This is a genomic window from Bacillus sp. PK3-037 (genome assembly GCF_054161355.1).
This window is the reverse complement of record NZ_CP096408.1, coordinates 3,560,380-3,584,831: the sequence shown is the minus strand read 5'-3', so window position 1 is coordinate 3,584,831 and position 24,452 is coordinate 3,560,380. Positions and strand designations below refer to the sequence as shown.

Below are 24,452 nucleotides of genomic sequence, written 5' to 3'. Positions count from 1 at the left end.
CGGGCAGCGGCAGCTGTCTTTTTTTATGTGTTTTTTTCTGTTTTTGATACACTAGAGAAAGAACGACAAAATTGGAGGCTATGGTTACATGGAAACGTCAGCCCTTTTGAAACAGCAAATTGCGAAAGAAATAGGTTTATCACAAAAACATGTTGAAAGCGTCATCCGTCTGCTTGAGGACGGCAACACAGTTCCGTTCATCGCCAGATATCGAAAAGAACAGACGGGTTCAATGGACGAGGTTCAGATTCAGACCATTTCTGAACGATGGCAATACATACAAAACCTGAATCAGCGCAAAGAAGAAGTGATCAGGCTAATCGCCGAGCAGGATAAACTGACAGATGATCTAAAACGTAAAATTGAGCAATCCGTAAAACTTCAGGAAGTAGAAGACCTCTACCGCCCGTATAAACAAAAGCGCAAAACGAAAGCGACAGTCGCCAAAAGCAAAGGCCTTGAGCCGCTTGCCGACTATATCATGACCCTTCCGCAAGATGACCGCCTTGCAGAAACAGCAGACCAATATATCAGCGAAGAAAAAGAAGTGTTCACCAAAGAAGAAGCCATTGAAGGCGCCAAGCACATTATTGCGGAACAAATCTCAGACGAACCGAATTTCAGAAAATGGATTCGCCAGGAAACCTTTAAAAAAGGAACGATCAAATCAGCTGCCGGAAAATCAGCAGACACAGATGAAAAAAACGTGTACGAAATGTACTACGAGTATCAAGAGCCAATCGCAAAAGTCGTTCCGCACAGGGTGCTGGCGATGAACCGCGGCGAAAAAGAAGACATTTTAAAGGTATCTATCGAACCGCCTGCAGATCACATTAAGGCTTACTTAGAAAAGCAAATCATCAAAAATCGTTCAACGTCTGTAAAAGAAGTTTTGCAGGAAACGATTGAAGACAGCTACAAAAGACTGATTCAGCCTGCCATTGAACGTGAAATCAGAAAAGAACTGTCGGAAAAAGCGGATGAACAGGCGATTCATATTTTCTCTGAGAACCTCAGAAAGCTTCTCCTTCAGCCGCCGATGAAAGGCAAGACGGTTCTTGGTGTAGATCCGGCTTTCCGAACAGGCTGTAAGCTGGCAGTGTCAGATGAAACCGGGAAAGTCTTAAAAATTGATGTGATTTACCCGCATGCACCTGTCAAAAAAACGAAAGAAGCTCATGAGAAAGTGAAAGCGATTCTTGAAGAATATCAAGTGGAAATGGTGGCGATTGGAAACGGCACGGCCTCCAGGGAGACAGAGCAATTCATTGTCGATGTGCTGAAGGACACGCCGCGTGATATTTATTATGTGATTGTCAATGAAGCGGGGGCAAGCGTCTATTCGGCTTCTGAGCTTGCCAGAGAAGAATTTCCTGAGCTTCAGGTCGAGGAACGCAGTGCAGTATCCATCGCACGGAGACTTCAAGATCCGCTTGCGGAACTCGTCAAAATTGACCCGAAGTCTGTAGGAGTAGGGCAGTATCAGCATGACGTCAGCCAAAAACGCTTAAATGAATCCCTGCGCTTTGTCGTCGAGACAGTCGTAAACCAGGTAGGAGTAAATGTCAACACAGCTTCCGCCGCGCTGCTTCAGTATGTAGCGGGATTATCGAAATCCGTAGCGGGCAATATCGTCAAAAAGCGGGAAGAGCTCGGAAAGTTTTCGAATCGAAAAGAACTGAAGGATATTCCAAGGCTCGGCGCGAAAACCTATGAACAATGTATCGGCTTTTTAAGAGTGCAGGAAGGGACAGAGCCTCTGGACAGAACAGGAATCCACCCGGAAAGCTATAAAGAAACAAAAACGCTTTTGAAAAAGTTCGGTCTTTCAACAGAGCAGATCGGCACGGCGGAATTGAAGGATAAAATCAACAAACTTGAGCTTTCTGAAACAGCAAAGGAACTGGGAATCGGTGACATTACGCTGAAAGACATTTGTGAACAGCTGACAAGACCTGAACGTGATCCGCGTGATGAGGTGCCTAAGCCTCTGCTGAAAACAGACGTCCTTCAGCTGGAGGATCTGAAAGAAGGAATGGAGCTGCAGGGCACCGTGCGCAATGTAGTGGACTTCGGAGCGTTTGTTGATATCGGAGTCAAACAGGACGGGCTTGTGCACATTTCAAAACTCAGCAATCAATTCGTCAAGCATCCGCTTGATGTTGTATCCGTCGGTGACATCGTGACGGTTTGGGTTGACGGTGTCGATGTACAAAAAGGCAGAGTGTCACTGTCTATGGTAAAATAAAAGCACTGCTTACGAGCAGTGTTTTTTCCTATAGAAATACCAGCATTGATTCAGCAGTTTAATTTGGTAATTATCTTTTTCAAGGAACGCTTTTTGCATCTGCTTTTTCAGCCAATTTGGCATAGGCTCATTCCTCCTCAGCTTTTATCATAAGAGGGGCGGTGATTACCCTATTGTATGCAAACGGTGAATTGTCCCGTTCAATGTTTTTTTAGTGAGGTGCACCATGGATAACAAAGAGCTGCAAAAGCTTACAGAGGATATTTCTAACACATATTTCAAAAAGCCGTTTCGCCATCAGGCTGTTTTCAACGACAGACTCAAAACGACCGGCGGAAGATACCTGTTAACCTCTCATAACATCGAATTGAACAGAAAATATTTGATTGAACATGGGAGGGAGGAACTGATTGGCATTATTAAGCACGAGCTCTGCCATTATCATCTTCACCTTGAAGGAAAAGGATACAAGCACAGGGACAAAGATTTCAGAGCGCTTCTCCAGCAAGTCAATGCGCCCCGCTTCTGTGCGCCTCTAAAGAAAAAAACAGAAAGCAACAAAACATATAGGTATATATGTACGGCTTGCGGCCAACAGTATATAAAGAGACGCGCCATGAATCCTGACAGATACAGATGCGGAAAATGCCGCGGGAAAATAAAAAGAATTTTTTCGTAAAAAAGGTTGACGAAACTGGCAAGCCTATGTTACATTATAAAAGTCGTCACGAGAGATAAGAAAAAACATTTACCTCTTGACTCTTAATGACAAGCTTGATATAATGAATCTTGTCTCGTTATTCCACAGTAGCTCAGTGGTAGAGCTATCGGCTGTTAACCGATCGGTCGCAGGTTCGAATCCTGCCTGTGGAGCCATATTTGGAGAAGTACTCAAGTGGCTGAAGAGGCGCCCCTGCTAAGGGTGTAGGTCGCGTAAGCGGCGCGAGGGTTCAAATCCCTCCTTCTCCGCCATAAGAATTCGATATAAGTTCTCAACCATCGGCCCGTTGGTCAAGCGGTTAAGACACCGCCCTTTCACGGCGGTAACACGGGTTCGAATCCCGTACGGGTCATTCCATTTTCGTTGGGCTATAGCCAAGCGGTAAGGCAACGGACTTTGACTCCGTCATGCGTTGGTTCGAATCCAGCTAGCCCAGCCATTTTTATTTTTTGAAATTAAATAGTAAGAGCCATTAGCTCAGTTGGTAGAGCATCTGACTTTTAATCAGAGGGTCGAAGGTTCGAGTCCTTCATGGCTCACCATTTGTCTTTTTGCGGGTGTGGCGGAATTGGCAGACGCGCTAGACTTAGGATCTAGTGTCTTACGACGTGGGGGTTCGAGTCCCTTCACCCGCACTTTATTTACAAAGTGCACGCAAATTGGTTTTACTAGGTTAAGAGCCTGCTAAACCAGCACAAACAATTTAATGATCACGCGGTCGTGGCGGAATGGCAGACGCGCTAGGTTGAGGGCCTAGTGGGTGAATAACCCGTGGAGGTTCAAGTCCTCTCGGCCGCATCAATGATACCAAGGGTTTTAACGTCCTTGGTATTTTTTTGTGCTTGTTTTTAGATTGTCTGCTGCCCACAAACTGCCAACTTACCTAAAGTAAGTCATCTTTTTAAATTATTAGGATAGGTGTTCAAGAAACATTTCTTGTTGTTATGATATTTTCCTTTAAAGTGGCAGGTAGTGTTTATATACTTGATTAATCAAAAAAATTGATTAAAATGTAAAAAAAGAAAGGGGATTAGGGATGCTTCTTATAAGAACTGCAAAAGACTCGGATGTAAATAGAATATTAGATATTTATAACCAAGGCATAGCTGATCGGATTGCTACATTAGAAGTAGAAGAAAAAGATATTGATTATATGACAAATTGGTTTTCTAATCGTGAAGAAAAATATAAGGTCCTTGTTGCTGAAATAGACCATTGTATAGTAGGGTGGGTTTCTCTAAATCCATATTCTCACCGTTGCGCATACCAAGGTGTTGCTGATTTATCTATATATATTGATCGTAATCATCGAGGAAAAGGTATAGGTAAAGAACTTTTGTCGAATATTGAGAAAGAAGCAATTAAATCCAAGATACATAAGATCGTGTTATTTACATTTCCTTTTAATCAATTAGGGCAGGGTTTATATGCTTCAATGGGGTATCGTGAAGTTGGTATATTTAATGAACAAGGGAAAATCGACGGTCATTATGTAGATGTAATGGCAATGGAGAAAATACTTACAAAGTAAACAGGTCTCTAAAGAGAGACCTGTTTTTTAAAATTAATCACAACAGCAGGATGTTTTAGCAACAGAAGGTTTTGGTGTTAGTTTACAAACTCCTGTTTCAGGTAGCTTTAATTCTACACGTCCAGCAGATTCCATATCACCAGTGATATATGCCACAACAGAGCGAGCCTGCTCGTAACCAGTAGCTAATAAGAATGTCGGTGCTCTTCCGTAACTTTTTGAGCCAATAATATAGAAGTTTTTTTCAGGTTGTCTTAATTCTTTTTCCCCATGTGGTCGAACAGTTCCGCAGCTGTGGATATTAGGATCAATTAAATTAGCCAAATCTGGCACGCACTCTAAAGCAGAATCAAAAGTATGACGAATTTCTTTTAAAAACTGAAAATCTGGTCTTGCACCTGTATTCGCAATAATTTCGTCTACATCCTTAAATATTTTTTGTTCCTGTTGCTGGAATCCAAAAATATTTAATTTACCGTCAGATGTGGGTGCGATATTTTCAATGAACGTTGAAGGGTACGCTTTAATAAGTCCATTTTCTAAGAGGCCCCGTAATCTTGTCCCTAATTGCCCTCTAGCAGGCAACTGATCATTTCCTTCTCCCCCGAAAACTTCTGTAATATCCTGTTTTCTTAGAATCCAGATGATCTCTGTATTTTCAGTTTGTTCTTTTAACTGTGTTAAATCTAACAAAGTATTTACAGCTGAATGACCACTCCCAACAACTGCAACAGTCTTATTTATATATCGATTTCGATCCCGATTTAGTATATCTGGAATCCCATAATAAATCTGATTAGAAATCTTTTTTTCAGCATCAGTTATGAGTCCTTCAGCGTTTAGTGGATTTGGATTTTGCCAAGTACCTGTAGCGTCTATAACTGCTTTTGCCTCATATATTTTCTCTTCAGAGTTGTTTACTTTCACTCGAATGACAAAGGGTGCTTGATCTCTGCCTTTTGTTTTGACTTTATCAAATCCTTTTTTTCCAACATGAAGAACAGGGCTGTTCACATGGATATAAGGTTTCAATTCAGGCAGTTCCGTTAGTGGTTTTAAGTATTTGGAAACAATCTCTTCTCCTAGTGGAAGTTCATCTTTTGGAGGAAGAGGAATATTGTATTTTTGTAACAATTCTTTTGCTGCTTGGTCTATATTATATTCCCAGGGTGAAAACAGCCGTACATGTCCATAATTTATAAAGTTGGTCCCGATTTCTTTTCCTGATTCAAACAGAATAAATGATTCATTTCTTTTAACAAGATGAGCTGCTGCGGCAATTCCTACTGGTCCTCCCCCAATAATGGCTACTGGTAATGTTTTTTTCATAATATGTTCCCTCCTGTAAATCAATTTTTTTTGATAAATAAATTGAAAATAATTCCCCTCCTAGCGAGAAGGGCGGAATAAACAGCATAATTCTGCTGATAACAAATGATTTATTTCTTTTTCGTTCAAGGAGTAATAACTCCATGTACCCTTTGTTTCTTTTGTAATTAAACCTGCATCTAATAAGATTTTCAAATGATAAGATAATTTAGATTGTGGCATCTGGATTTCATCGATTAAATCACATACACAGGTAGAGCCACGTTCACAAAGAATGTGTAACAAATGAAGCCTTTTTTTATCAGATAATGCTTTAAACTTTTTTTCGTAATGTTCAAAGGTCTCTTGTAACTGTTTATTCTCTAGAGGTATTTGTAGCATTTTGAAGTCCTCCTCTGGTTGATTAATCAAATAATTTTGATGTAATTATCATAAGTGAAATTAGAAAGAGAATCAAGAAAAAATCAATTTTTTTTGATGTTCCCGAAAACGTGCTGCTAACGCAAAGAGACCTAGAGAAAGCCAGATACCAATTTTATTTATTAACTCGAGTCGGGGACGATTTTATAGTCGGTGGGGATGGCGAATATGAAACGGTTTGTATTGCACCGGAAGTCGAACGATTTAGGGCTGTATTTGAGAAGTACGCCCGTCAGGAAGGTGTTTTTGACCAAGTGAATATTATTATGGCCTCACCATGCAGGAAAGTGGTGGGCGTTCTTTAGATATCATGCAAAGTTCCGAAAGTATCGGCTTACCTCCTAACTCCATAACTGACCCAGAACGTTCGATTGAAGTCGGCATTAAACATTTTAAGAAGGTTTTTAAACAGGCTGGCGGTGATGTTCGTTTAACCTTACAAGCATACAACTTTGGTTCTGGCTTTATAGACTATGTCAAAAAGAATGGCGGGAAATACACAAAGAAATTGGCACTTGATTTCAGCCGATTGCAAGCTTTTAAAATGGGCTGGAAAAGCTACGGTGACCCAAGTTATGTTGACCATGTCATGAGGTATGTGAAAGGCTCTGATAAAAATGTGAAGCCTGTGAATGGCTCTATGGATTTCTATGAAACAGTCATGAAAGAAGCTTTGAAATATAAAGGGCAACCGTATGCCTGGGGAGGTTCAAACCCGAAAACTGGATTTGATTGTTCTGGCCTTGTTCAGTGGTCTTTTGCGAAAGCTGGAATCACTCTTCCTAGAACAGCACAAGAACAACATGGGGCAACCAAGAAAATAAGTGAAAAAGAAGCGACTGCGGGTGACTTAGTGTCTTTTGCGGCACATATGAAGGAAAAGCCATTACTCACGTCGGCATCTATGTAGGCAATGGCAGAATGTTTAATTCAAATGACAGTGGAATCGAATATTCTCATCCGAAATCAGGTTATTGGAGAGATCACCTTGTATCTTTTGGACGAATTAAATAATTAGGAGTTGAAATAAAAAAATGTACATCACAAGTTTTAAGGGTGAATAAAAAGTGGAAAAGAATTTATTGTTTATCTATACTTAAGAAGGAAAAGGAATTAGATGTTTAATTTTGAAAACATTTACTTATCAAAGGCATGATCATAATAGCTATAAAACACACGGTTTAACATCGTTGCAACCGTAAGTTGACAAAGTGCATTTGCTGGAAGATAGAACGGAGAGCGCTGTTTTCATACAATGTAGTCATCAAAGTAAAGGAGTTCTTAACTATGACATTTGGTGAAAAACTTTTTAAGCTGCGAAAAGAAAAAGGTCTGTCACAGGAAGCTTTAGCAGAGAAAGTAAACACGACAAGGCAGGCGATTAGTAAGTGGGAAAATGGGCAAGGGTTTCCTGAAACAGAAAAGCTTCTAATGATTGGAAACATTTTCGAAGTATCAATTGATTATTTGTTAAAAGACTCTGCTGAACCTCGTCCCGATAACAAAGAAGGATATTATGTAAGCAGAGAAATGGCAGACGGCTTTTTATTGCATCAACGCAAAGTTTTCAAGTATGTATCTTTCGGACTGAGCATGCTTATTTTTTCCACTGTCCCTTATTTGGTTTTTAAACAAGAACCAGCTATTTATACACTCCTTATCATTATTATAGCAGTACTCGGCATTGGAGCTATTGTGACAGGAATGATTACGGAAGAAGATAAATATAAGGTACTCAAGAAAGAGACTCTGATTTTTGATCAAAATCATCATAAAGAGCTGACAGCGAGATATAAAGATATTAAAAGAAGGTATGCTGCTATCATTGTCGTTGGAGTTTGTTCTATTGTAGCAGGCGTAATTCCTTTTCTTCTTGAAAGAAAACATATAGCCTCAGGTTTAACTGCCTACTATCCAGTTTGTGTAGTTTTGATAACTGTAGGTATCTATATCTTGATTCGTACCTTGCCAATCATAGAGGCATATCAAATAATGGTGAAAAACGAAGAGTATATAAATAGATTCGGCTTTAAGCTTAGTAAGAAAGTGAGAAAAAGAATGGATGATATCTAATAAAAGAGCCTAAAAAGGTTCTTTTTTTCATTATGAAAGAAAAAAGATAAAGTTCTCAGTTAATCTTAATTTGAAATAGGTTCATTATATTTTTAAATAAGTTCATGTACTAGGAGTGAAAATATGAAAACACATATTACATGGGCTTCAGCTTGTTTATTATTGATCTTGGTGACCGTATTTTTTACGAATGGACAGCAAACGTATAAGATTGAAAAGTTGAAGGATAAAAATGAAGTTCTGACAGAAAAAATTAAAGAATTGAACCATATAGAATCAACAAGCAGTGCTTCGGAAAATAAAGCATTTTTTGAAGCATTTTTTAATTACTCGGACATAGATAAGCAATATGAAACAGTTAAGAAGTATACAAACGAAAAAGGGTTTGATTATGTATTCCCTTCACGTTCAGATCAAAAGCACACAGTCAGCGTGCAAAGTGAATTACTTTCACTAGAGAGTTATTCAAAACCATTAGATGAATCCCATGAATTGTTTTTAAACGTTGTTGAAATCGCCACAACTGCGAATTCAGTTACTACGAATTAAGTGTTGATTGTTCAAACGACTATGAAGAAAGAAAAAATGATTGGTTAGTTGATAATGTGGAGGTCAAGGGAAATGGATAAAAGGTGGAAAAGATCAAATTATTTGTTACACCAAATATTCTAAAAATAAGTAATATGTATTTTGAAAAACCTTTTTATTTTCCTTAGTTTGAGTTGATGTAATCAATCAATATAAAGGCGATGATACTAGAATAAATGTTTCGAGGGCTAATTCTATAGTTCGGGTTTACGATGGGTGAAAATATATCCAGTTCGCATTTTATATGCCTGATGATTCTTCTCGTAAATTAACTACTTTTAAATACTATGAAAAACTTGGAGGCGAGTATAAAGTAATGAGCGACATGCCCGGAAACGATGAAAATGATCGTCTTGGCTTATCAAAGAAAACGCCTGACTATGAAGAAGCCAAAGGTAAAGAAACTAAGTTAGAGGAGGAAACCATGTGTTTACTCCTCTTTTCTGTTTAAAAAAGATTGCCGTAATGTTGGCGTCAAATCGCAAAAGTATTGATATAAACGCTAATAGTAGATAGATCAATAAATAGGAAGTTTTATATTTAAAGAGTGGATGTAGTTTGAAAGTTCTGTTCTTCAAAAATGCGTTTTGCTACAAAGATAGCATTGAGCACTCGTGGAAAGCCAGTATAAGGCGTACAGTGCATAATAGCTTCTACTATTTCATCTGGCGAAAGTCCGACATTAAGTGCTGCGTTGATATGAACATCCGTTGTGGTTCACAGCCACCCTGCGTAGTTAGTGATGCAATAGTAACTAATTGACGTTGCTTTAGGTCAAGTCCTTCTCTCGAATATATATCCCCAAAAGCAAATTCCACTACATATTTTCCTAAATCAGGTGCAATATTTTTAAGTGAGTCAATTACACGTTGCCCTCCTTCTCCACCAATTTCCATAAGTTTTTGCCAACCTTGCTGATAGCGTTCGTTGTTCATTTCTTTTCCTCCCTAAGAATTATTCTACCTTCCGAATTAAATGCTACACCTTAGAGCGTGCTCTAAAGCAATACTTTTTTTGTGCTATAATGATTTATATGGAAAAATTATTTACTATTCAACAAATTGCGAAAATGACTAAACTTTCTGCTCACACTTTACGGTACTATGAAAAAATTGGGTTACTTAATGAAGTGAGCCGTGATGCAAACGGTTATCGTAAGTACACGGAGTCTGATATTTCTTGGATTAATTTTTTAATCCGTTTACGAATAACGGGGATGTCGGTTGCGGATATGAAACGGTTTTCCGATCTAAGAAATCAAGGTGAGTCTACAGTAAGTAAGCGACTAGAATTGTTAGAACTGCACCAAAAAAAGTCCTTGAAGAAATTGAAGAATTAAGACGTAACTCGAAGAAAATTGAAGAAAAGATTGATTACTATAAAGCATTGGAGTGACATAAGTAAATATTTTTTATTATTTTTGAGACCAAAATTTCAGGTTTAGATTGAAGAGCCAATAACGAATAAGTTTCCTGATTGGTTTAATATTTTGCTCTGCGGCCATTTTTTGATGAAAGTCAGTATTTTAATTCGAGATAGGGATAAAGTGTTTATACTTATATAGAAGTGCCCATTTTCTGCCCAGAATTAATAACAGAACATGAAAATCAGTGTAAACGAAATAATAAAGTGCATATAGCAGGCATCTTTTAAAGGTGGATGTAAACGTGCAAAACAAAAAAATGTGGGTCATCTTATTTGTTGTAGGTTTAGTTAGTATTTTAATCTTATTTTCAAATGTATATAACAGTCATACAAAACATATAACGTCAAAAATTTCAGAGCCTGATCTTTTGGTTTCATTTACTAATGCACACCTGATTACCTCCTACTACTTCAATGATGATATCCTCCATCAAGAAAAAATGACAGAATATCCTTCAATGACTTTAAATAAAGACAGAAGCACATTATATTACACAAAAAGAGATAAACAAAATAAATTAAATATTGTACGTTTCGAATTAAAAACGGGCAGAAAAGAAATTGTAACCAAAAGTTTTGATTACGCTGACGAACTGCAACTCTCTTCTGATGAAACAACAATATATATGAGAGTAAATCTACCAAACCATCGCAACTTCCATTTGGCCTCACTTAATTTGATCACTAAAAAAACCGCAATTATATTTCCAGATAAATCAAATGAAGATCAAAATGTAGCCTTTTTCCAATATAATTCACGTGAAAATAATCAAATTGTTTTACATTATTCTTTAACCGATGATATGAAAAATGTTGAAAAAGCAAATTTAACAGGAGACCCGCCAAAACCTCCTAAAACGTTTTTTTCAATTATTGGTTCAAAACAAACAAAGCAAATTGGAAGCCTTACTAAACCTATACAAGATGTTGCGATTGCACCAAAAGGTAACAAGGTTTTATTTACGTCTGGCTCAGAATCAGATAATGAGTCCAGAACTGTATATGAGTTAGATTTGGGAACAAATAAATACAAACCTTTATTTAAAGAGAATGGGGAGTTCAAATTACTTAGTCAATCATTTCCTCAATACTCATCTGATGGAAAAGAGGTTTATTTCTTAGGGATTGATTCAAAAGCTAAGTCATACACTGATGAATCGACTGGAAGAGAAATAAAAGAACGAACAATCTTCTCTTACACTATACAGAGTAAAGAATTTGCAAAACGCTGGAAAAAATCCAATGGAGTTATTAATAACTTTACTGTTTTAAATTAACAACAAAAACATTGTTGAATACGGAGATACAAGGTCATCTTTTTTGATGATAAATTATTGTTAAGGGGGCTATCTTAAGAAAAAACATACCAAATAATTATGGTAAGTTTTTCTATATTTTTAGTCTTATAATATTGACTTTTGTGTGACACAAAAGATTATATAGATGCTTAATATTTTAAAGGCGTTGAATTTTCCTCAATACCCTTTTTTTGTTAGACGGGGGTTTTTGCTAACCAATTATTAACCATAATCCATACAAACTTATAGAAATGATGTAAAGTGAAGTTAGTAAGTGTGTAATGAAAACAAGCTTTCATAACTAATGATATGGATTTACTATGTTGAGGGCCTAGTGGGTGAATAACCCGTGGAGGTTCAAGTCCTCTCGGCCGCATCAATGATACCAAGGGTTTAGAGTACCTTGGTATTTTTTGTGTCTTTTGAACAGAACGTATTTTGTGACTAAATCAGACCACCTACTTAAAGTAAGTGGTCTGATTTGTCCGCAAAAGTATATAGTTAAATAAGAAAAAAAGGGCATTGTATATTAGCATACAAAATATGTTATGCCCTTTTTTGTTTTTATACCGCATCCGTTATTTTAAGCGTACAATGTTACTTTATTATGGAATAAAAACAAGTGTCAGTCAGCTTGCTACCATCTGCGGATAAATCATCATTTCTTAAAGTGCCTTCGAATACAAACCCCAATTTTTCTGGAATAGCACGACTTTTAAGATTTGTTGATTCACATCTGATTTCAATTCTTCTAAATTTGATATTATGTAACCCAAAGTTAGCTAATTTTTTTACTGCTTCTGTCATATATCCATTCCCGCTATATTTAGTATTTACCCAGTACCCAATTTCACATTTAGGAATGTTCCAGTCAATTCGCTGAAGGCTAGTTATTCCAATAAAGTCATTGCTATCTTTATCAAAAATAAGAAAACGAAAACTTTCTCTCTTTAAAAAATTTATATGAGCATTTCTTAAATTTATCTCTGTTTCTTTAACAGTAGGAAGTTCTTGAGCAAAAGGCAACCAAGCTTTTAATTCATTAAAGGAATCCCTAATTGCTTGGTTTACAATTTTCCCGTCTCCTGTTTGGTGTGGTGCTCGGAGGATTAGTCTTTCTGTTTCTAATTGTAAAGGAACATCTAACAACAAAGGATTCATTTGATTTCTCCTCTCGGAATTTTATATTAAAGAAGCAAAGTAATACAATAATAAAGCTTTATGACGTGCGCAAATAATATTCAAGGTTTGCTGCAGCATTTTTACTCCCAATTAGAAATTACAAATAAATACTCTTAATCAAAAAGAATTCGGTGACTATATAGGATTTTGTGAGGGGAAATACAGATTTCACTTTATTGAGAGCTGATGGAAAATAAAGAGACAATAAATATTGTTGCTGGCTTGTCTCTTTATTCCATAAGGAGGCTCTAACTTTGCCGATTCAACCGTCTTTGTTTGAGAATGCTGATTATGAGAAAGAAAATCACCCCAATAATGCCGTAGATAAAAAAAACAACTAAAAGTTTAGGGTGTTCTAATGACGTTACGAGAATCAGAATAAAAGGTATGAAAATTAAAAATATCAAGTTCAAAATAGAGCGTTTATTTACTAGAACCCATTTTCTCTCAATCATGTCATCCAGACATGCAACTAAAAAGAATAGACCAAATAAACCAGTTGTTAATTTTGTTATGTTCCAGAATGGATGTTGGGAATAACCTAGGGAAAATGCTAGAACTAAGTATAATACAACTAGTACTGAAATAATTGGAGGAATAAATACATCTTTTAAATTAGATAGTGAGCGAGTTATAGTTTCCATAATGCTCTCACTATATATAATGTTATCATGGAACTTTATTAACTTAATAGCCTTTAAAATTTCATTTTTTATCTTTTCTGATTTATACTCACTAGATTCATCGAGGTTTTTTTCTAAGATGTCTCTTATTATCAAATAGGTTTTTAAATCAAGCAATGGTAGTTGAGTTTGTACATATTTTAAAAATTCATCATCGGTCAAACTTTCTCTTCCAATAGTATGATACTGTTTTAATATCTCTGAAATAATCTTTAGTGAATTTTCTCTCTCTGTCTTTCGAAGTTCCTTATCTTTTTCATAAACAGATTTGATTTGTCGGCTTAGCCAAATAGTGAATATAAAAATAAGTGTTATCGTTAGACCAAGCAAAGTATTGTCTCCAACAAGGTTTTTAACAGAATCCAATATTAACTTTTCCATTCTTTGTTCTCCTTAGTATCATTCTTTTAATTAAATAGTATACTGCTGAGTTTTGTATTTGTTTGAGCAATGATTAAACTGAAGAATTTCATAAAAAGAAACCAGTTCAGATAAAGAACTGGTTAGAATAACTCAAAGAATTAATGATTAAATAAAGTTTTCTTTGAAAGAACGAACTTTTCAGTACTGAATGATTGGTTATCTTGTTTCCATTTCACTTGAACTGTTATCTTAGATCCTTTTAGATCAGATTCTTCTAAGCGTTCTAAAAATGAAAATGATTTTTCTTTAGCTGATCCATCGCTAGAGGTACCACCTGAATAATCTTTCATAGGGATATCACTGTTAAAATCTGAAGAATCAAGAAGTGTTTTATTATCTTTCATTATTGTTATTGATTCTATATAAGTTTTATCAGTTTTATCTTTATCACCAATCCAAAGAATCTCCCCGCTAAACTCTTTTGGAGCATCTTCATTCTTTTTAAAGACTACTTCCCAGTTGTGATCCTTACTTTTACCTTCCCAGTTAGGATATTCGAGATTGTAATGGTTATAGACTTTTAATGAGAAAAACACTAGGAAAATAATCGCCAAAGCAGAAATTGTAAATAAAACAGGTCTTTTATACTCCTTTTTCATAAATAACCTCCAAAAAATGTATTGATGTTTCCTCGAAAAGTAATTGCTATATGATAGTACCATGAATTCAAATAAGGAAAACATATGAAAAAAATAGAACTTAGTCTAATAGTAACATCAGCTTTGAGTTTCACTTTCCTTAATAATGCTCATGCAGCTGAAGCTGAAAATGAGAACTTAACAGTCAAGCAAGGGGAAACCGAAGTCCAAAAGTATTTAAAAGCGCAACATTTGAATTACAACATTAATTCTCAGGATTACATTAATTTTTTCAAGGTATAAATGAAAAAGCCGATGAGATAACAAAATCAGGTTATAACTTTTCTTTAATGGAAGTCTATTCAGAAACTTATTTAGAGGAATTGGCTAAGTACGACTCCAAGAAGAAAAAGAGGATGAGAATGGTGAAGTAGAGGTTGAAAACTTTGATCTTCCTAAACAAGTTGAAACTGAAACGGTTAAACAAGTACAACAAGAAAATATAAAAGAAGACAAACAAACTGAAGCAAAAGTTGAAGAAATTAAAGAAGAATCAGGTCAGATTCCAATTGACTATATGGCAAGTACTAATTCTAATTCCTTTTTTGTAACTCAATTGGGGTCTAGTTACAGTAGATTGGCTGCAAAAAAATACATGGTTAACAATTGGAATAAGAAGACGAGTAAATATGGATATTACGGCGAAAGTAGTGGTGGAGGAGATTGCACCAACTATGCTTCACAGGTAGTTTTAGCTTGTGGAATGCCAATGAATACTACGGGATTCAGCTTTAATCGTGGTCTTCATAAAACAACAAAAGGTTGGTACAATCAATCAGTGCCTAAAAGTGCCGCACGAACATAGTCAACTTCATGGACTGTTGTTTCGGATTTTTATACATATTGGGCCGGTACAAAAAACATAAAGTATACAATTTAACAAATCCTAAGGATGTTTCAAAGTATGTGAAAACAGGTGACGTTATTCAGATGTACTCTAAATCGTCTAAAAAATGGAAGCATACTGCAGTTATCTATGATGTTTATAAAGGGTATCCAAGATATTCTGCACATTCTAGTGCACACCTATATGCACATTTAGAATTAGACTGGAAATCAAAGTATTATAAATATAGAGTTATCAAATTCTAATCCTAACAAAAATTGAACTAGTTGCTTAATATGACTAGTTCTTTTTTTTGTATAAAAAACCGTTAGAGGTGGATTATTGAATAGTAGCTATAATGAAAACTTAATACATTTTTACTCCTGAAAAATTAACAACTTAATTGCATATCATGTGAACATAATGAGAGTTAGTGAAGTAGGAAGTAAGGGTGTTTATTGCTCACCAATTATTAACGCAAAGTGAAGTTAGAAAGTGTAATGAAAATAAGCTTTGATAACTTAGGATATAGATTTGCAATGTGCAGGGCATTTTTGAAACACACTAGAAAATTAAGGTGTGTTTTTAGGGTTTCCTTTTTCAAGCTCTATGACACTTGCCGCCAAACGCAAGTCATGATTTACGTCCTTTTTTGAGGATTCCTTATTTCGAAACCTTTTGTCGATCGATAACGTGACTTTAAATAACTTAAGGTTTTTTTATTGATTCTGATAGGAGAGTATTAAAAATGGATTGCATCTATAAGGAAAAGAAAAATGGAAATTGTATAATATCAATTAGAGATAAATGGGAGAATGCACTTATTGAGTTTGAGCAAAAAGGTAATCAAATTGATAGAGTGATCAATTATCGCAACGAGAAAACAATTAAGTTTTCGCTACGATGCTTTTGAGAAAGTGTATTAGGATATTAAAAATAAGCAGGAGAGACAGATAATAATTCAGTTTGAACATTATACTGAGTAAAGGTCAAATTGTTTTTAAAACTATAGATAATATAGAGTCATAAAAGATAGATTATGGATATTCTAACAGACATGGCACCAAAGACAGGTTATTTCAAAGGTCGCTTTTTGAAATTATACTCATTTAGGAGAGATGAAGTATGTTATATCTTATTGGTGGTTCTTCAAGGAGTGGGAAGACAACTACAGCAAAGAGAATGTTAGCGGAAACAAAAATTCCTTATTTCTCGTTAGACTATTTAATGATGGGAATTGCGAATGGAGTACCAGAAATGGAGGTTAATCCAACTGATGGTGATCTTAAAAATGGACAACGACTCTGGAAAATAATGAATCCTTTGATGACAGCTATGGTTGAGAACAAAATAGATTACATAATAGAAGGTGTACAATTAATACCTAGTCACGTTTCAAAGTTTGAGCAACGCTATTCGGGGAATGTTAAGACCTGCTTTATAGGAATAGCAGAAATAGACATAGAAAACAGCATAGATAAAATGAAATTTTACTCCAGTATAACAGAAAATGACGGACTGAGAAATTTAGATCATCTTCAGATCAAATCAGAATTAAAGAGGATTAAAACAGATAGTCTTCGAATAAAAGAGGAATGCCAAAAATATAATCTTCAATATTTCGAAAGCTCCTTAAATTTTAATAAAACTATAGAATCAATAATCTCTTATCTCATTTAACAATGAATGTAGCAAAGTGAATTGACTGCTGCGGAAACACTAGCACGTTATGTGTAGCTATACGAACTTGGCACCAAATGCAAGTCATGATTTACTTACCTTTTTTTGAGGACCTTCATTGTTTCGAAACCTTTTGTCGATCGATGCGTAGCCTTCTTATTAAAACATAAAGTTTTGTTGTTGAGTTTGAAAGGAGAGTTATAATGATTACATTTATAAGAAAGATGAACTTCAATGATTAGCGATTCTATTCAAGAAGGCATTGGATTACAAAAAATAAGGAGTACAAAACAGTGAATGAATTTTATAAGGCGTTAACATATGTAAATAACATTTTTTATGAACCAAATCACTTAACTATCAATGCTATTCGAGAAGAAGCTCAAAATTCAGATTATGGGGCTGGTAGGTTTCAACTAAATTCAAAATCCGTTAGATTTAGAGTCGCAAAAATAACACCTAACAAGATAGGACAGTTTGTTGCTTTTTGGGAAAAAGATAGGGAAAATAGAAACCAGGCCTTTTCATATGAAAAGGCTACTGATTTATTGGTTATCAATACTTTTACTAGTAATAATTTTGGGCAATTCGTTTTTCCAAAAGAAGTTCTTGTAAAACAAAATATCCTTAAAACAGCTACTACAAAAGGGAAAATGGCAATTAGAGTTTACCCTAGATGGGAAAATCCCACTAGCAAACAAGCTATCGAAACACAAAAATGGCAGTTGGCATATTTTGTTGAGGTGAACAATACAGATGGTTTTCCAGTACAAGAACTATTAAAGCTATATTCTAACTAAAATTGGATAATCCTAAGCAGAAAATTAAAAGAGTCATTAAAAAAATAAGTTAATCACAAAAAAAGATTACAACAGTTCTATAAGGAATATTTTTTTATACTGTTCTACTCATCAGAACGGTGTTTTTCAGTTTTTCTCATAGCAATAGGAAGTACTGTTACTTATAAGGATTTTGCTTATGTTTAACAAAGGGATATTTTCAGAAACTGTTAATCATTCTATGCCGAGATCCTCTTGGACTATCAGGTATGTGTAGCTATACGAACTTGACACCAGTGGCGAGTAGAATAACCGTGGGCTAATAGATTAGATATAGATACTGGAATCAATAGCACTCATATTAAAAGAGAAATTTGTAATCAAAAAAGACAACGATATGTTGTCCTTTTTTTGTCTTAGAAAGCCTCATTATTCTTCTTTAAGTTGAGCCCGAGAATTGTTTTGTCTGCCTCAATAAGGGCATTCTGGTTCATGTTAAATCAAAGTAATCTAAGTAAACATAAAGGTATTTTATATTTTTGTATAAGTTTACTTTACTTTTATATAAGACCAGTTTATAATTTGGTTCAAGAGGTGATGGTCATGAAGAAAGATTTTGGTGATTCGATCTCAAATAAGGTTTATGAATATCGTGTACTTGCCAGATTGTCTCAGCAAGAATTAGCAAAGAAAGTCGGGGTTTCCAAACAAACCATCTTTGTAATGGAAAAAGGAAATTATGTTCCGACTCTGCTGTTAGCTTTTCGAATTGCCGAATTTTTTAATGTGGATGTAAACGAGATTTTTACTTATGAGAAAGGAAATGATCAAAAATGAAAATGAATTCGATCACAGATACGATCACCAACGCAATTTTTTCTCCTTTAAAGTCCTGGGCTGAACATTCTCCGGGAAATTGGAATATTCTTATTGGCAGCGGGTTTGTATTGCTTGTAGTCGGATTGATTCTGACATTTGTATTTCATAAAAAAATGGGTAAGGCTGACGAAAGAACAAACCAAATCGCTTTAAAAGGTAGCCTCTGTACGTTATATGCACTAATTTTTTGCGACTTGTTTTTCCCAAAAGAATATATGTGGCAAGTTTTCTTCTTATTTAAGTATTCTATTGCATTCCTCGCTTCAGCAATCTATCTAGCCGTTCGATATAAAAAAGATTTTTTGTAAATTCAATTACCGAGAAAGATAGTGTCTCTATAGTTTTAATTGTTTTAGGAGAGCTAACGAATATGAAATCAATTTATAATGAGATTTGGAGAGTGGGAAAGTAAGGGGTTTTTTTGCTCACCAATTATTAACCACAATTCACACAAACCGTTAGAAATGATGTAAAGTGGAGTTAGAAAGTGTAATGAAAACAAGCGCTCATAATCAATGATATGGATTTACTATGTTGACAGCCTAGTGGGTGAATAACCAGTGGAGGTTCAATCCTCTCGGCCGCATCAATGATACCAAGGGTTTAACCACCTTTGGTATTATTTTTTTGCGGAAAATACGGCAATAAATGTACCACATTGTGGAGTCTGTAAGTGTCTCTGGCATTAAAAAAGTGCTGACCCCTGCACAAAACCTTTGCGCGAGTCTGCACTTTTATTCTGCAAGATACACTGCCCCTTATCATCGATTATGGGGAGTTTATTTAATCCGTTCTTAGCCGCGCTGATGCTTGGCTTTTAGAAGCTTTTTTTAAGTGTCTAAAACCAACAAATTTTTTGCCTTCTTCATCCCATAGGCGGAACTTTAACGACTTAAGGCTTGTTGCCAGTGTGATGGTCGGAACGTTTTGCAATGGTTCAGTGCTGTTATGCACTTTTTCAAGCTTATAGTTTGGGACTCTCGGGCTTAAATGATGAACATGATGGAAACCGATATTGCCTGTTATCCATTGCATGACTTTTGGAAGCTTATAAAACGAGCTTCCTTCAACAGCTGCTTTTACATATTCCCAATGCTCATCTTCTTCAAAATAAGAATCCTCAAACGTATGCTGAATATAAAACATCCAAATTCCGAGGGATCCCGATACCATAAAAATTGGCGCTTGAACCAGCAGGAAGTTTTGCCAGCCAATAGCCCAGCATAAAAGTGCTGCGAAAACGACGATCCCCAGATTCGTTACATATGTATTCATCCGCTCTTTGTGTTTTGCCCCTTTACGATTAAAACGATTGGTAATCCCGAAGACGTAAATCGGCCCAATAATAAACATAACAAACGGGTTTCTGTACAAACGGTACATTATTTTTGTCTTCGTTGAGGCTTCCTTATATTCCTCAACGGTCAGTACCCAAATATCGCCTGTACCGCGTTTGTCCAGGTTGCTGCTTGTCGCATGATGGACAGAATGGTCGTGTGCCCAATGATCAAAAGGATGCAGAGTCAGAATTCCTGTTATTGTTCCAAGGATTCGATTCGCCTTTCTGTTCTTAAAAAAGGAATAGTGGCAACAATCATGAAAGATGATGAAGGTTCTCACTAAAAAACCCGCCGCAACGACAGAAATCGCTAATGTAAGGAAATAAGAAATCGACAAGCTCTTATATGCCAAACACCATAACAGGAAAAATGGTACCAATGTGTTAATGATTTGACAAATACTTTTTTGTAAATCGGACTTTTCGTAAGGGGTAACCAGTTTTCTCAAAGTCCTTAGGTTTTCTTTATTCATTTATTAAATTTTCCCCTTCCCTAGTGTTCTTAAGCTCAGTATAGAAAACGTTTTATTCTCTTTGAAGTCCCAGCTGTCATACACCATATATGATAAGTATCATTCCCACCCCTATGTTAAATTATTGGAAATGAGAAGCTGATTTCCAGCTCAACTAAATCTTTATTAGCAGAGTCAGCCGGGATACAAATGGTGTATGAAGATTATACCCGGCTCTTTATAAGGCCAAACGCTCTCTCTGCTTCCCTATGGGAATCGGTTTATTTAGACCGTAAACATTGATTGTATGAGGAACAAACATGACAAGTAAGAAAATACTACCGCAAAAATGGATTGATTTTTGAGTGTCAAAATAAAGAGAGCTAGAAGACCATTAATATTGAGCTCGAATTCCCGAGTTTCTTAATGAAAAAGACTTTGGAAAGGGGTAATGAAAAAAAGAAGATGATTTGAGGTCAAGTTTTATATTTTTAAGAGCATCTTGGCAAATGGCATATACCATGAGTGACCGGTTGGAAACACCTGCAGAAACAAAGCTTTCCCAGTGAACAGCCCAGCTTTTAAAAGAATATCTTGCGCTTGAACAAGAAACAGCTGAGTGTTTTAAAGCGATCTTTAACAATCAATAACGAAGTACGATTCAGCAAAGAAAAAGGTTTGAAGACACTCATGATTCATTTTCACGGTGTTTTCAAACCATAGTGATGAATAGGATTTTTATTCTGCGCTGGCAATCCACATGTTTAACAAATAATGCCGTGAATAAAGTGATAATATTAATTTGTATTTATTTCCGTTTCGTGTTATGATTAAGAAGAATTATTTTTGTTCGGTGTAAAGGATAGTATGAATATCGACTTTTCGTCTTGATGATACTTTGGGCAGGGATAGTAATACAATGTGCGGTAACGCACTAGGAGGCAACAAAAATGGAACAAGGTACAGTTAAATGGTTTAATGCAGAAAAAGGTTTTGGCTTTATCGAACGTGAAAATGGAGACGACGTATTCGTACACTTCTCTGCAATCCAAGGTGACGGATTCAAATCTTTAGACGAAGGTCAAAAAGTAACGTTTGACGTTGAGCAAGGTGCTCGTGGCGCTCAAGCTGCTAACGTTCAAAAAGCTTCTTAATCTTAAATCGTTTTATAGAAACAGGCTCTTTATACAGGGTCTGTTTTTTTTATGTTCTCTTATAATACTCAATAAAAAACCCTACTCAACGTTCGAGTAGGGAGATGTTACAAGGTAATAGCAAAAGATTTAACGCTTCAAAGGTTTGTTTACAGTATAACATACTGGATTGACAATATGCGGAATGTATATAAATTATTTATTTTTTATTTCGAATATATTCTTTCATTTTTGACTAACCTGCCCGTTAATTTAAGTACAAGAGTTCACAATCTCTAGTCCTGCAAACCATTTGATTAAAAGTGTATCTTTTCTTATCCTGTTCAAATGCTTGGCAGCCGTAGTTCGGGACCAATACTATGTAGCGAGGAAGCGATAAATACGAAATTCAAAAAATGGCCAACATAAATGTATCGTGTGCGATCCGCCAAAGCGTTACACTAAACGCAGTACCGATTCCTAGTTGGCGTTATTTTTATTTTAAAAATAATCGATGACAATTCCGACACTCTCCTTTTTTAAAGTCATTACCAGCAGCAAACAAAAAGGATCATTCCTTTTCTTCGTTCATTCAACAATTTTTATGTATTGTTGATTAATTAAAATAACAGCTGGTTCATCTACAAGAATTCCACCAACTTCAAATTTTTCATAAGACTGATCCTTATTAGAAGTAGGCTTCTTTAACTCGTTACTTAATCCTTGCGTTGGCTCTTATTATGTTAAATGAATTATAAAAATCATTTTTTATCGTTGACCATATATTTAGATGTTACCAACTCGTGTATCTCTTTTATGAAAAGAAGATAAACAATTCCTATTGACTGTCGCAGTGGATATAAGAAATTCTTAAAGATAGAGGGGAGATTGATTTTTCTAAAAATTATCACTTAGATATACCTAAAAACAATGAAAGCCCTACCTCTCTTTCATCCTTACGGCTCCTTGTCCGTGCCAGTGTGAATCAGGTACTAAAATCAAGTGACTATCTGATAAACTTCAAATGTCCGTTGAAGAAATTTAAATAATAAAAATGGATTCGATTGTAGGAATAACAAAAGAGGTTAATGTACTAAAAGTAAGGTGAAAAAGTTGAATGTCTTTGAAATGATTTACCTTTAATCATGGTGTTGACGAAAAATTCAGAATTTTTTTGGAGTGTAATATTAACCTTAACAGAAACTTTTTATTTGATTTTCAGTGATTCCTTTAATTACTTCCAGTTCACTGATCAAAAATTCATATGCATGATCCAACATTTTTTTTTCGCTTGCATTAAGTGCTTTTTCTTTCTTCATACGCATTAAATCACGTACAACTTCGGCGCCGTCTTGTATGTCACCCGTTTTTATTTTGTTCGTGTTTACTTGATATCTTTGTTTCCACGGCAGTAACCTATCCGATTCTCCATGCTGAAAAATGTGTATAATGCGTTTTAATGCAAGTATATCAGTAACTGGTCGTATACTTGAACTCAATATTTTTCGTGTTGGAATCATAACTGTCATATTACTGATTGACATTTTTATGACATAATACTGTTGTTTTTCATCTAAGAATTCTTTTTCTTCTATGGCTTCAATTATACCTGCTCCGTGCATTGGATAAACAATGTTATCGCCAATTTGAAACATATCATCCACCTCCGTATATGGTAACCTTCTTAAGCTTACCATACATGGTGGTGGATAATCAAAATATTTAATAATAACATGATAATATTTTTATTGTCAATAACTTTTTTTAATAAATCAGATCAAGCAAAAACAATACGGAACGTGTATGATTTCCAATAAAGGAAGGGTCAATTGGTCCTTGTATATCCTGAAACCTCGACTCATTAACATAGATCAGTTTTTCATTTTAGCTATGAGACTTCTTCGGCTTTGTCAATTCGAAACTATGTTGCACCATATCACCTAGAGTTTCTTTCGAGAGGGCACCATTTAAAATAATGGTATTCCAGTGGTCTTTATTCATATGATAACCGGGTTTCACTTCCTTATAGATGCTGCGCAGAAAATTGGCGCGCTCAGGTTCGCATTTAAGATTGATGCATAGATGACCATCTAGATTAAAGATAAGCGCAAACAACCTTTTATTACCTTTGTGACGCATCACAGTCCATCCTTCACCAAAAGGATAGTCTTTATAGGTGTCTGGATAAGACAGGCAGTAATCCATTATTTCATTCAGACTCATAATAAGCCACCACCATTATAATTTATGAGTATAGATAAATGAGCCAATGATTCCTAGATCATTATATATCAAAGTAAAATCTGTTTTAATCGTTTTGACTATTAGGTGTTAATATAAGAGCGTCATGTAGCTACTTCTGTATGATCTGAATGAGGTTGCCGCATGTATCGTCGAAGACAGCTATTGTGACTTCTCCCATTTTTGTCGGCTCCATAGTGAACTTCACGCCTTTTTCCATTAATTGTGTGTACTGTTTTTGAATATCTGTAACGCCAAACATTGTTGCTGGGAAGCCCTCGGCGAATATCTTCTTTTGATACTCCTTAGCGGCAGGATGTTCATTTGGTTCGAGTAAAAGTTCGGTTCCATCTTGATCATCTTGAGAAACAAGTGTTATCCATCTGAATTTCCCCATAGGAACGTCTTCCTTTTTTACAAACCCCAGTTTTTCTGTATAAAACTCCAGTGCCTTGTCTTGGTCTTGTACGAATATACTGGTAACAATGATTTTCATACTGTTTTTGCCTCCTTTGATATTTATGACGCATGGTACTGTCTGCAAGCAAAACAACCCACACGTTT

At 35.6% G+C, this 24,452-nt stretch carries 25 protein-coding genes, 7 tRNA genes and 6 pseudogenes; 26 read left to right on the top strand and 12 right to left on the bottom strand.

The genetic code is table 11. The features are described 5' to 3' along the window. The first annotated feature begins 88 nt into the window (after positions 1-88). Positions 89-2,248, top strand: a complete 2,160-nt coding sequence (locus tag M1D69_RS18505; RefSeq protein ID WP_458105242.1) for a Tex family protein — start codon at positions 89-91, stop codon at positions 2,246-2,248. Between the two features lie 9 nt (positions 2,249-2,257). Here the strand turns inward: M1D69_RS18505 and cmpA are convergent, their stop codons facing one another. Beyond that, the gene (gene cmpA / locus M1D69_RS18500; protein ID WP_003225207.1) at positions 2,258-2,371 is read right to left on the bottom strand and encodes a cortex morphogenetic protein CmpA; all 114 of its coding nucleotides are present in this window, start codon (positions 2,369-2,371) and stop codon (positions 2,258-2,260) included. A gap of 103 nt (positions 2,372-2,474) precedes the next feature. On the opposite strand from cmpA, the gene M1D69_RS18495 reads away from it, so the two are divergent. From M1D69_RS18495 to M1D69_RS18455, 9 genes are all read left to right on the top strand, one after another. Further along, a complete protein-coding gene (locus M1D69_RS18495; RefSeq protein ID WP_458105243.1) occupies positions 2,475-2,927 on the top strand; it encodes a SprT family protein in 453 nt (150 codons plus the stop codon). A gap of 122 nt (positions 2,928-3,049) precedes the next feature. Further along, positions 3,050-3,124, top strand: a tRNA-Asn gene (locus tag M1D69_RS18490). A gap of 5 nt (positions 3,125-3,129) precedes the next feature. Continuing rightward, positions 3,130-3,220, top strand: a tRNA-Ser gene (locus tag M1D69_RS18485). Between the two features lie 29 nt (positions 3,221-3,249). After that, positions 3,250-3,321: transfer RNA gene (locus M1D69_RS18480), tRNA-Glu, on the top strand. A gap of 12 nt (positions 3,322-3,333) precedes the next feature. Beyond that, a tRNA-Gln gene (locus M1D69_RS18475) sits at positions 3,334-3,408 on the top strand. Between the two features lie 27 nt (positions 3,409-3,435). Next, positions 3,436-3,511: transfer RNA gene (locus tag M1D69_RS18470), tRNA-Lys, on the top strand. A gap of 11 nt (positions 3,512-3,522) precedes the next feature. Continuing rightward, positions 3,523-3,604, top strand: a tRNA-Leu gene (locus tag M1D69_RS18465). Between the two features lie 79 nt (positions 3,605-3,683). Next, positions 3,684-3,767 (top strand) — tRNA-Leu (locus M1D69_RS18460). Positions 3,768-4,005: 238 nt separating this feature from the next. Continuing rightward, on the top strand, positions 4,006-4,500 hold the full coding sequence (locus M1D69_RS18455) for an arsinothricin resistance N-acetyltransferase ArsN1 family A (protein ID WP_458105244.1): 495 nt from the start codon (positions 4,006-4,008) through the stop codon (positions 4,498-4,500). Between the two features lie 33 nt (positions 4,501-4,533). Here the strand turns inward: M1D69_RS18455 and M1D69_RS18450 are convergent, their stop codons facing one another. Continuing rightward, positions 4,534-5,829, bottom strand: coding sequence for an NAD(P)-binding domain-containing protein (locus M1D69_RS18450; protein ID WP_458105245.1), 1,296 nt, complete (start codon positions 5,827-5,829; stop codon positions 4,534-4,536). Positions 5,830-5,889: 60 nt separating this feature from the next. Then, positions 5,890-6,210 carry an ArsR/SmtB family transcription factor gene (locus M1D69_RS18445; protein WP_268454986.1) on the bottom strand — a complete coding sequence of 107 codons (321 nt, stop codon included), beginning with the start codon at positions 6,208-6,210 and terminating at the stop codon, positions 5,890-5,892. A gap of 98 nt (positions 6,211-6,308) precedes the next feature. Between M1D69_RS18445 and M1D69_RS18440 the strand changes: the two are divergent. From M1D69_RS18440 to M1D69_RS18420, 5 genes and pseudogenes are all read left to right on the top strand, one after another. Next, positions 6,309-6,383 (top strand): annotated as a pseudogene (locus M1D69_RS18440) (hypothetical protein); the annotation flags it as partial. After that, positions 6,378-7,263, top strand: a pseudogene (locus tag M1D69_RS18435) (bifunctional lytic transglycosylase/C40 family peptidase); the annotation flags it as partial. The pseudogenes M1D69_RS18440 and M1D69_RS18435, both read left to right, overlap by 6 nt. 273 nt (positions 7,264-7,536) lie before the next feature. Next, on the top strand, positions 7,537-8,322 hold the full coding sequence (locus M1D69_RS18430) for a helix-turn-helix domain-containing protein (protein WP_458105246.1): 786 nt from the start codon (positions 7,537-7,539) through the stop codon (positions 8,320-8,322). Between the two features lie 123 nt (positions 8,323-8,445). Then, positions 8,446-8,951 (top strand): annotated as a pseudogene (locus tag M1D69_RS18425) (hypothetical protein). 95 nt (positions 8,952-9,046) lie between these two features. Then, a pseudogene (locus M1D69_RS18420) lies at positions 9,047-9,361 on the top strand (cystatin-like fold lipoprotein); the annotation flags it as partial. 89 nt (positions 9,362-9,450) lie between these two features. Here M1D69_RS18420 and M1D69_RS18415 read toward each other — a convergent pair. Then, positions 9,451-9,845 (bottom strand): annotated as a pseudogene (locus M1D69_RS18415) (carboxymuconolactone decarboxylase family protein). An 89-nt stretch (positions 9,846-9,934) separates the two neighbouring features. On the opposite strand from M1D69_RS18415, the gene M1D69_RS18410 reads away from it, so the two are divergent. Together M1D69_RS18410 and M1D69_RS18405 are read left to right on the top strand one after the other, a co-directional pair. Next, positions 9,935-10,249 (top strand): MerR family transcriptional regulator, encoded by a 315-nt coding sequence (locus tag M1D69_RS18410; protein WP_458110417.1) that lies wholly within the window; start codon positions 9,935-9,937, stop codon positions 10,247-10,249. 328 nt (positions 10,250-10,577) lie between these two features. Further along, positions 10,578-11,612: a hypothetical protein gene (locus tag M1D69_RS18405; protein ID WP_458105247.1), complete on the top strand. Its 1,035-nt coding sequence runs from the start codon at positions 10,578-10,580 to the stop codon at positions 11,610-11,612. Positions 11,613-12,230: 618 nt separating this feature from the next. Here M1D69_RS18405 and M1D69_RS18400 read toward each other — a convergent pair. From M1D69_RS18400 to M1D69_RS18390, 3 genes are all read right to left on the bottom strand, one after another. Then, the gene (locus M1D69_RS18400) at positions 12,231-12,794 is read right to left on the bottom strand and encodes a GNAT family N-acetyltransferase (RefSeq protein ID WP_458105248.1); all 564 of its coding nucleotides are present in this window, start codon (positions 12,792-12,794) and stop codon (positions 12,231-12,233) included. 269 nt (positions 12,795-13,063) lie between these two features. Beyond that, complete coding sequence (locus M1D69_RS18395) at positions 13,064-13,879, bottom strand: hypothetical protein (RefSeq protein ID WP_458105249.1); 816 nt, start codon at positions 13,877-13,879, stop codon at positions 13,064-13,066. 140 nt (positions 13,880-14,019) lie between these two features. Continuing rightward, positions 14,020-14,520, bottom strand: a complete 501-nt coding sequence (locus M1D69_RS18390; protein ID WP_458105250.1) for a DUF4944 domain-containing protein — start codon at positions 14,518-14,520, stop codon at positions 14,020-14,022. Between the two features lie 84 nt (positions 14,521-14,604). On the opposite strand from M1D69_RS18390, the gene M1D69_RS18385 reads away from it, so the two are divergent. From M1D69_RS18385 to M1D69_RS18355, 7 genes are all read left to right on the top strand, one after another. Beyond that, positions 14,605-14,802: a hypothetical protein gene (locus tag M1D69_RS18385; RefSeq protein WP_458105251.1), complete on the top strand. Its 198-nt coding sequence runs from the start codon at positions 14,605-14,607 to the stop codon at positions 14,800-14,802. A gap of 274 nt (positions 14,803-15,076) precedes the next feature. Next, on the top strand, positions 15,077-15,364 hold the full coding sequence (locus M1D69_RS18380; RefSeq protein ID WP_458110416.1) for an amidase domain-containing protein: 288 nt from the start codon (positions 15,077-15,079) through the stop codon (positions 15,362-15,364). A gap of 8 nt (positions 15,365-15,372) precedes the next feature. Continuing rightward, the gene (locus tag M1D69_RS18375) at positions 15,373-15,651 is read left to right on the top strand and encodes an amidase domain-containing protein (RefSeq protein ID WP_458105252.1); all 279 of its coding nucleotides are present in this window, start codon (positions 15,373-15,375) and stop codon (positions 15,649-15,651) included. An 859-nt stretch (positions 15,652-16,510) separates the two neighbouring features. After that, on the top strand, positions 16,511-17,065 hold the full coding sequence (locus tag M1D69_RS18370) for an adenylate kinase (protein ID WP_458105253.1): 555 nt from the start codon (positions 16,511-16,513) through the stop codon (positions 17,063-17,065). A 293-nt stretch (positions 17,066-17,358) separates the two neighbouring features. Then, positions 17,359-17,865 carry a MepB family protein gene (locus M1D69_RS18365; protein ID WP_458105254.1) on the top strand — a complete coding sequence of 169 codons (507 nt, stop codon included), beginning with the start codon at positions 17,359-17,361 and terminating at the stop codon, positions 17,863-17,865. Between the two features lie 582 nt (positions 17,866-18,447). Further along, positions 18,448-18,681, top strand: a complete 234-nt coding sequence (locus tag M1D69_RS18360) for a helix-turn-helix transcriptional regulator (protein ID WP_003240464.1) — start codon at positions 18,448-18,450, stop codon at positions 18,679-18,681. Next, positions 18,678-19,031: a DUF2178 domain-containing protein gene (locus tag M1D69_RS18355; RefSeq protein ID WP_458105255.1), complete on the top strand. Its 354-nt coding sequence runs from the start codon at positions 18,678-18,680 to the stop codon at positions 19,029-19,031. Before M1D69_RS18360 ends, M1D69_RS18355 begins: the two co-directional genes overlap by 4 nt. Before the next feature lie 475 nt (positions 19,032-19,506). Here M1D69_RS18355 and desA read toward each other — a convergent pair whose 3' ends face one another. Further along, a complete protein-coding gene (desA, locus tag M1D69_RS18350) occupies positions 19,507-20,535 on the bottom strand; it encodes a Delta(5) desaturase DesA (RefSeq protein WP_458105256.1) in 1,029 nt (342 codons plus the stop codon). A 189-nt stretch (positions 20,536-20,724) separates the two neighbouring features. Between desA and M1D69_RS18345 the strand changes: the two genes are divergently transcribed. Beyond that, the gene (locus tag M1D69_RS18345) at positions 20,725-20,817 is read left to right on the top strand and encodes a molecular chaperone TorD family protein (protein WP_458105257.1); all 93 of its coding nucleotides are present in this window, start codon (positions 20,725-20,727) and stop codon (positions 20,815-20,817) included. A gap of 647 nt (positions 20,818-21,464) precedes the next feature. Next, entirely contained in the window at positions 21,465-21,668 is a 204-nt protein-coding gene (gene cspC / locus M1D69_RS18340; RefSeq protein WP_010333137.1) for a cold shock protein CspC, read from the top strand. Between the two features lie 567 nt (positions 21,669-22,235). On the opposite strand, the pseudogene M1D69_RS18335 reads toward cspC, so the two are convergent. From M1D69_RS18335 to M1D69_RS18320, 4 genes and pseudogenes are all read right to left on the bottom strand, one after another. Beyond that, positions 22,236-22,376, bottom strand: a pseudogene (locus M1D69_RS18335) (BC1881 family protein); the annotation flags it as partial. Between the two features lie 464 nt (positions 22,377-22,840). After that, the gene (locus M1D69_RS18330; RefSeq protein WP_458105258.1) at positions 22,841-23,302 is read right to left on the bottom strand and encodes a CarD family transcriptional regulator; all 462 of its coding nucleotides are present in this window, start codon (positions 23,300-23,302) and stop codon (positions 22,841-22,843) included. A gap of 229 nt (positions 23,303-23,531) precedes the next feature. After that, positions 23,532-23,870, bottom strand: coding sequence for an MmcQ/YjbR family DNA-binding protein (locus tag M1D69_RS18325; RefSeq protein WP_458105259.1), 339 nt, complete (start codon positions 23,868-23,870; stop codon positions 23,532-23,534). Between the two features lie 130 nt (positions 23,871-24,000). Further along, on the bottom strand, positions 24,001-24,384 hold the full coding sequence (locus M1D69_RS18320) for a VOC family protein (RefSeq protein ID WP_044161679.1): 384 nt from the start codon (positions 24,382-24,384) through the stop codon (positions 24,001-24,003). Positions 24,385-24,452: the final 68 nt, after the last annotated feature.

Bases quoted from the DNA above. Each gene is read 5' to 3' on its own strand.
- M1D69_RS18385 (WP_458105251.1), top strand. From the start codon at position 14,605: ATGAAAAAAATAGAACTTAGTCTAATAGTAACATCAGCTTTGAGTTTC.
- M1D69_RS18410 (WP_458110417.1), top strand. From the start codon at position 9,935: ATGATTTATATGGAAAAATTATTTACTATTCAACAAATTGCGAAAATG.
- M1D69_RS18325 (WP_458105259.1), bottom strand. From the start codon at position 23,870: ATGAGTCTGAATGAAATAATGGATTACTGCCTGTCTTATCCAGACACC.
- M1D69_RS18400 (WP_458105248.1), bottom strand. From the start codon at position 12,794: ATGAATCCTTTGTTGTTAGATGTTCCTTTACAATTAGAAACAGAAAGA.
- M1D69_RS18330 (WP_458105258.1), bottom strand. From the start codon at position 23,302: ATGTTTCAAATTGGCGATAACATTGTTTATCCAATGCACGGAGCAGGT.
- M1D69_RS18360 (WP_003240464.1), top strand. From the start codon at position 18,448: ATGAAGAAAGATTTTGGTGATTCGATCTCAAATAAGGTTTATGAATAT.
- M1D69_RS18390 (WP_458105250.1), bottom strand. From the start codon at position 14,520: ATGAAAAAGGAGTATAAAAGACCTGTTTTATTTACAATTTCTGCTTTG.
- desA (WP_458105256.1), bottom strand. From the start codon at position 20,535: ATGAATAAAGAAAACCTAAGGACTTTGAGAAAACTGGTTACCCCTTAC.
- M1D69_RS18495 (WP_458105243.1), top strand. From the start codon at position 2,475: ATGGATAACAAAGAGCTGCAAAAGCTTACAGAGGATATTTCTAACACA.
- M1D69_RS18445 (WP_268454986.1), bottom strand. From the start codon at position 6,210: ATGCTACAAATACCTCTAGAGAATAAACAGTTACAAGAGACCTTTGAA.
- M1D69_RS18450 (WP_458105245.1), bottom strand. From the start codon at position 5,829: ATGAAAAAAACATTACCAGTAGCCATTATTGGGGGAGGACCAGTAGGA.
- M1D69_RS18430 (WP_458105246.1), top strand. From the start codon at position 7,537: ATGACATTTGGTGAAAAACTTTTTAAGCTGCGAAAAGAAAAAGGTCTG.
- M1D69_RS18380 (WP_458110416.1), top strand. From the start codon at position 15,077: ATGGCAAGTACTAATTCTAATTCCTTTTTTGTAACTCAATTGGGGTCT.
- cspC (WP_010333137.1), top strand. From the start codon at position 21,465: ATGGAACAAGGTACAGTTAAATGGTTTAATGCAGAAAAAGGTTTTGGC.
- M1D69_RS18375 (WP_458105252.1), top strand. From the start codon at position 15,373: ATGGACTGTTGTTTCGGATTTTTATACATATTGGGCCGGTACAAAAAA.
- M1D69_RS18455 (WP_458105244.1), top strand. From the start codon at position 4,006: ATGCTTCTTATAAGAACTGCAAAAGACTCGGATGTAAATAGAATATTA.
- M1D69_RS18355 (WP_458105255.1), top strand. From the start codon at position 18,678: ATGAAAATGAATTCGATCACAGATACGATCACCAACGCAATTTTTTCT.
- M1D69_RS18370 (WP_458105253.1), top strand. From the start codon at position 16,511: ATGTTATATCTTATTGGTGGTTCTTCAAGGAGTGGGAAGACAACTACA.
- cmpA (WP_003225207.1), bottom strand. From the start codon at position 2,371: ATGCCAAATTGGCTGAAAAAGCAGATGCAAAAAGCGTTCCTTGAAAAA.
- M1D69_RS18345 (WP_458105257.1), top strand. From the start codon at position 20,725: ATGGTGTATGAAGATTATACCCGGCTCTTTATAAGGCCAAACGCTCTC.
- M1D69_RS18505 (WP_458105242.1), top strand. From the start codon at position 89: ATGGAAACGTCAGCCCTTTTGAAACAGCAAATTGCGAAAGAAATAGGT.
- M1D69_RS18395 (WP_458105249.1), bottom strand. From the start codon at position 13,879: ATGGAAAAGTTAATATTGGATTCTGTTAAAAACCTTGTTGGAGACAAT.
- M1D69_RS18320 (WP_044161679.1), bottom strand. From the start codon at position 24,384: ATGAAAATCATTGTTACCAGTATATTCGTACAAGACCAAGACAAGGCA.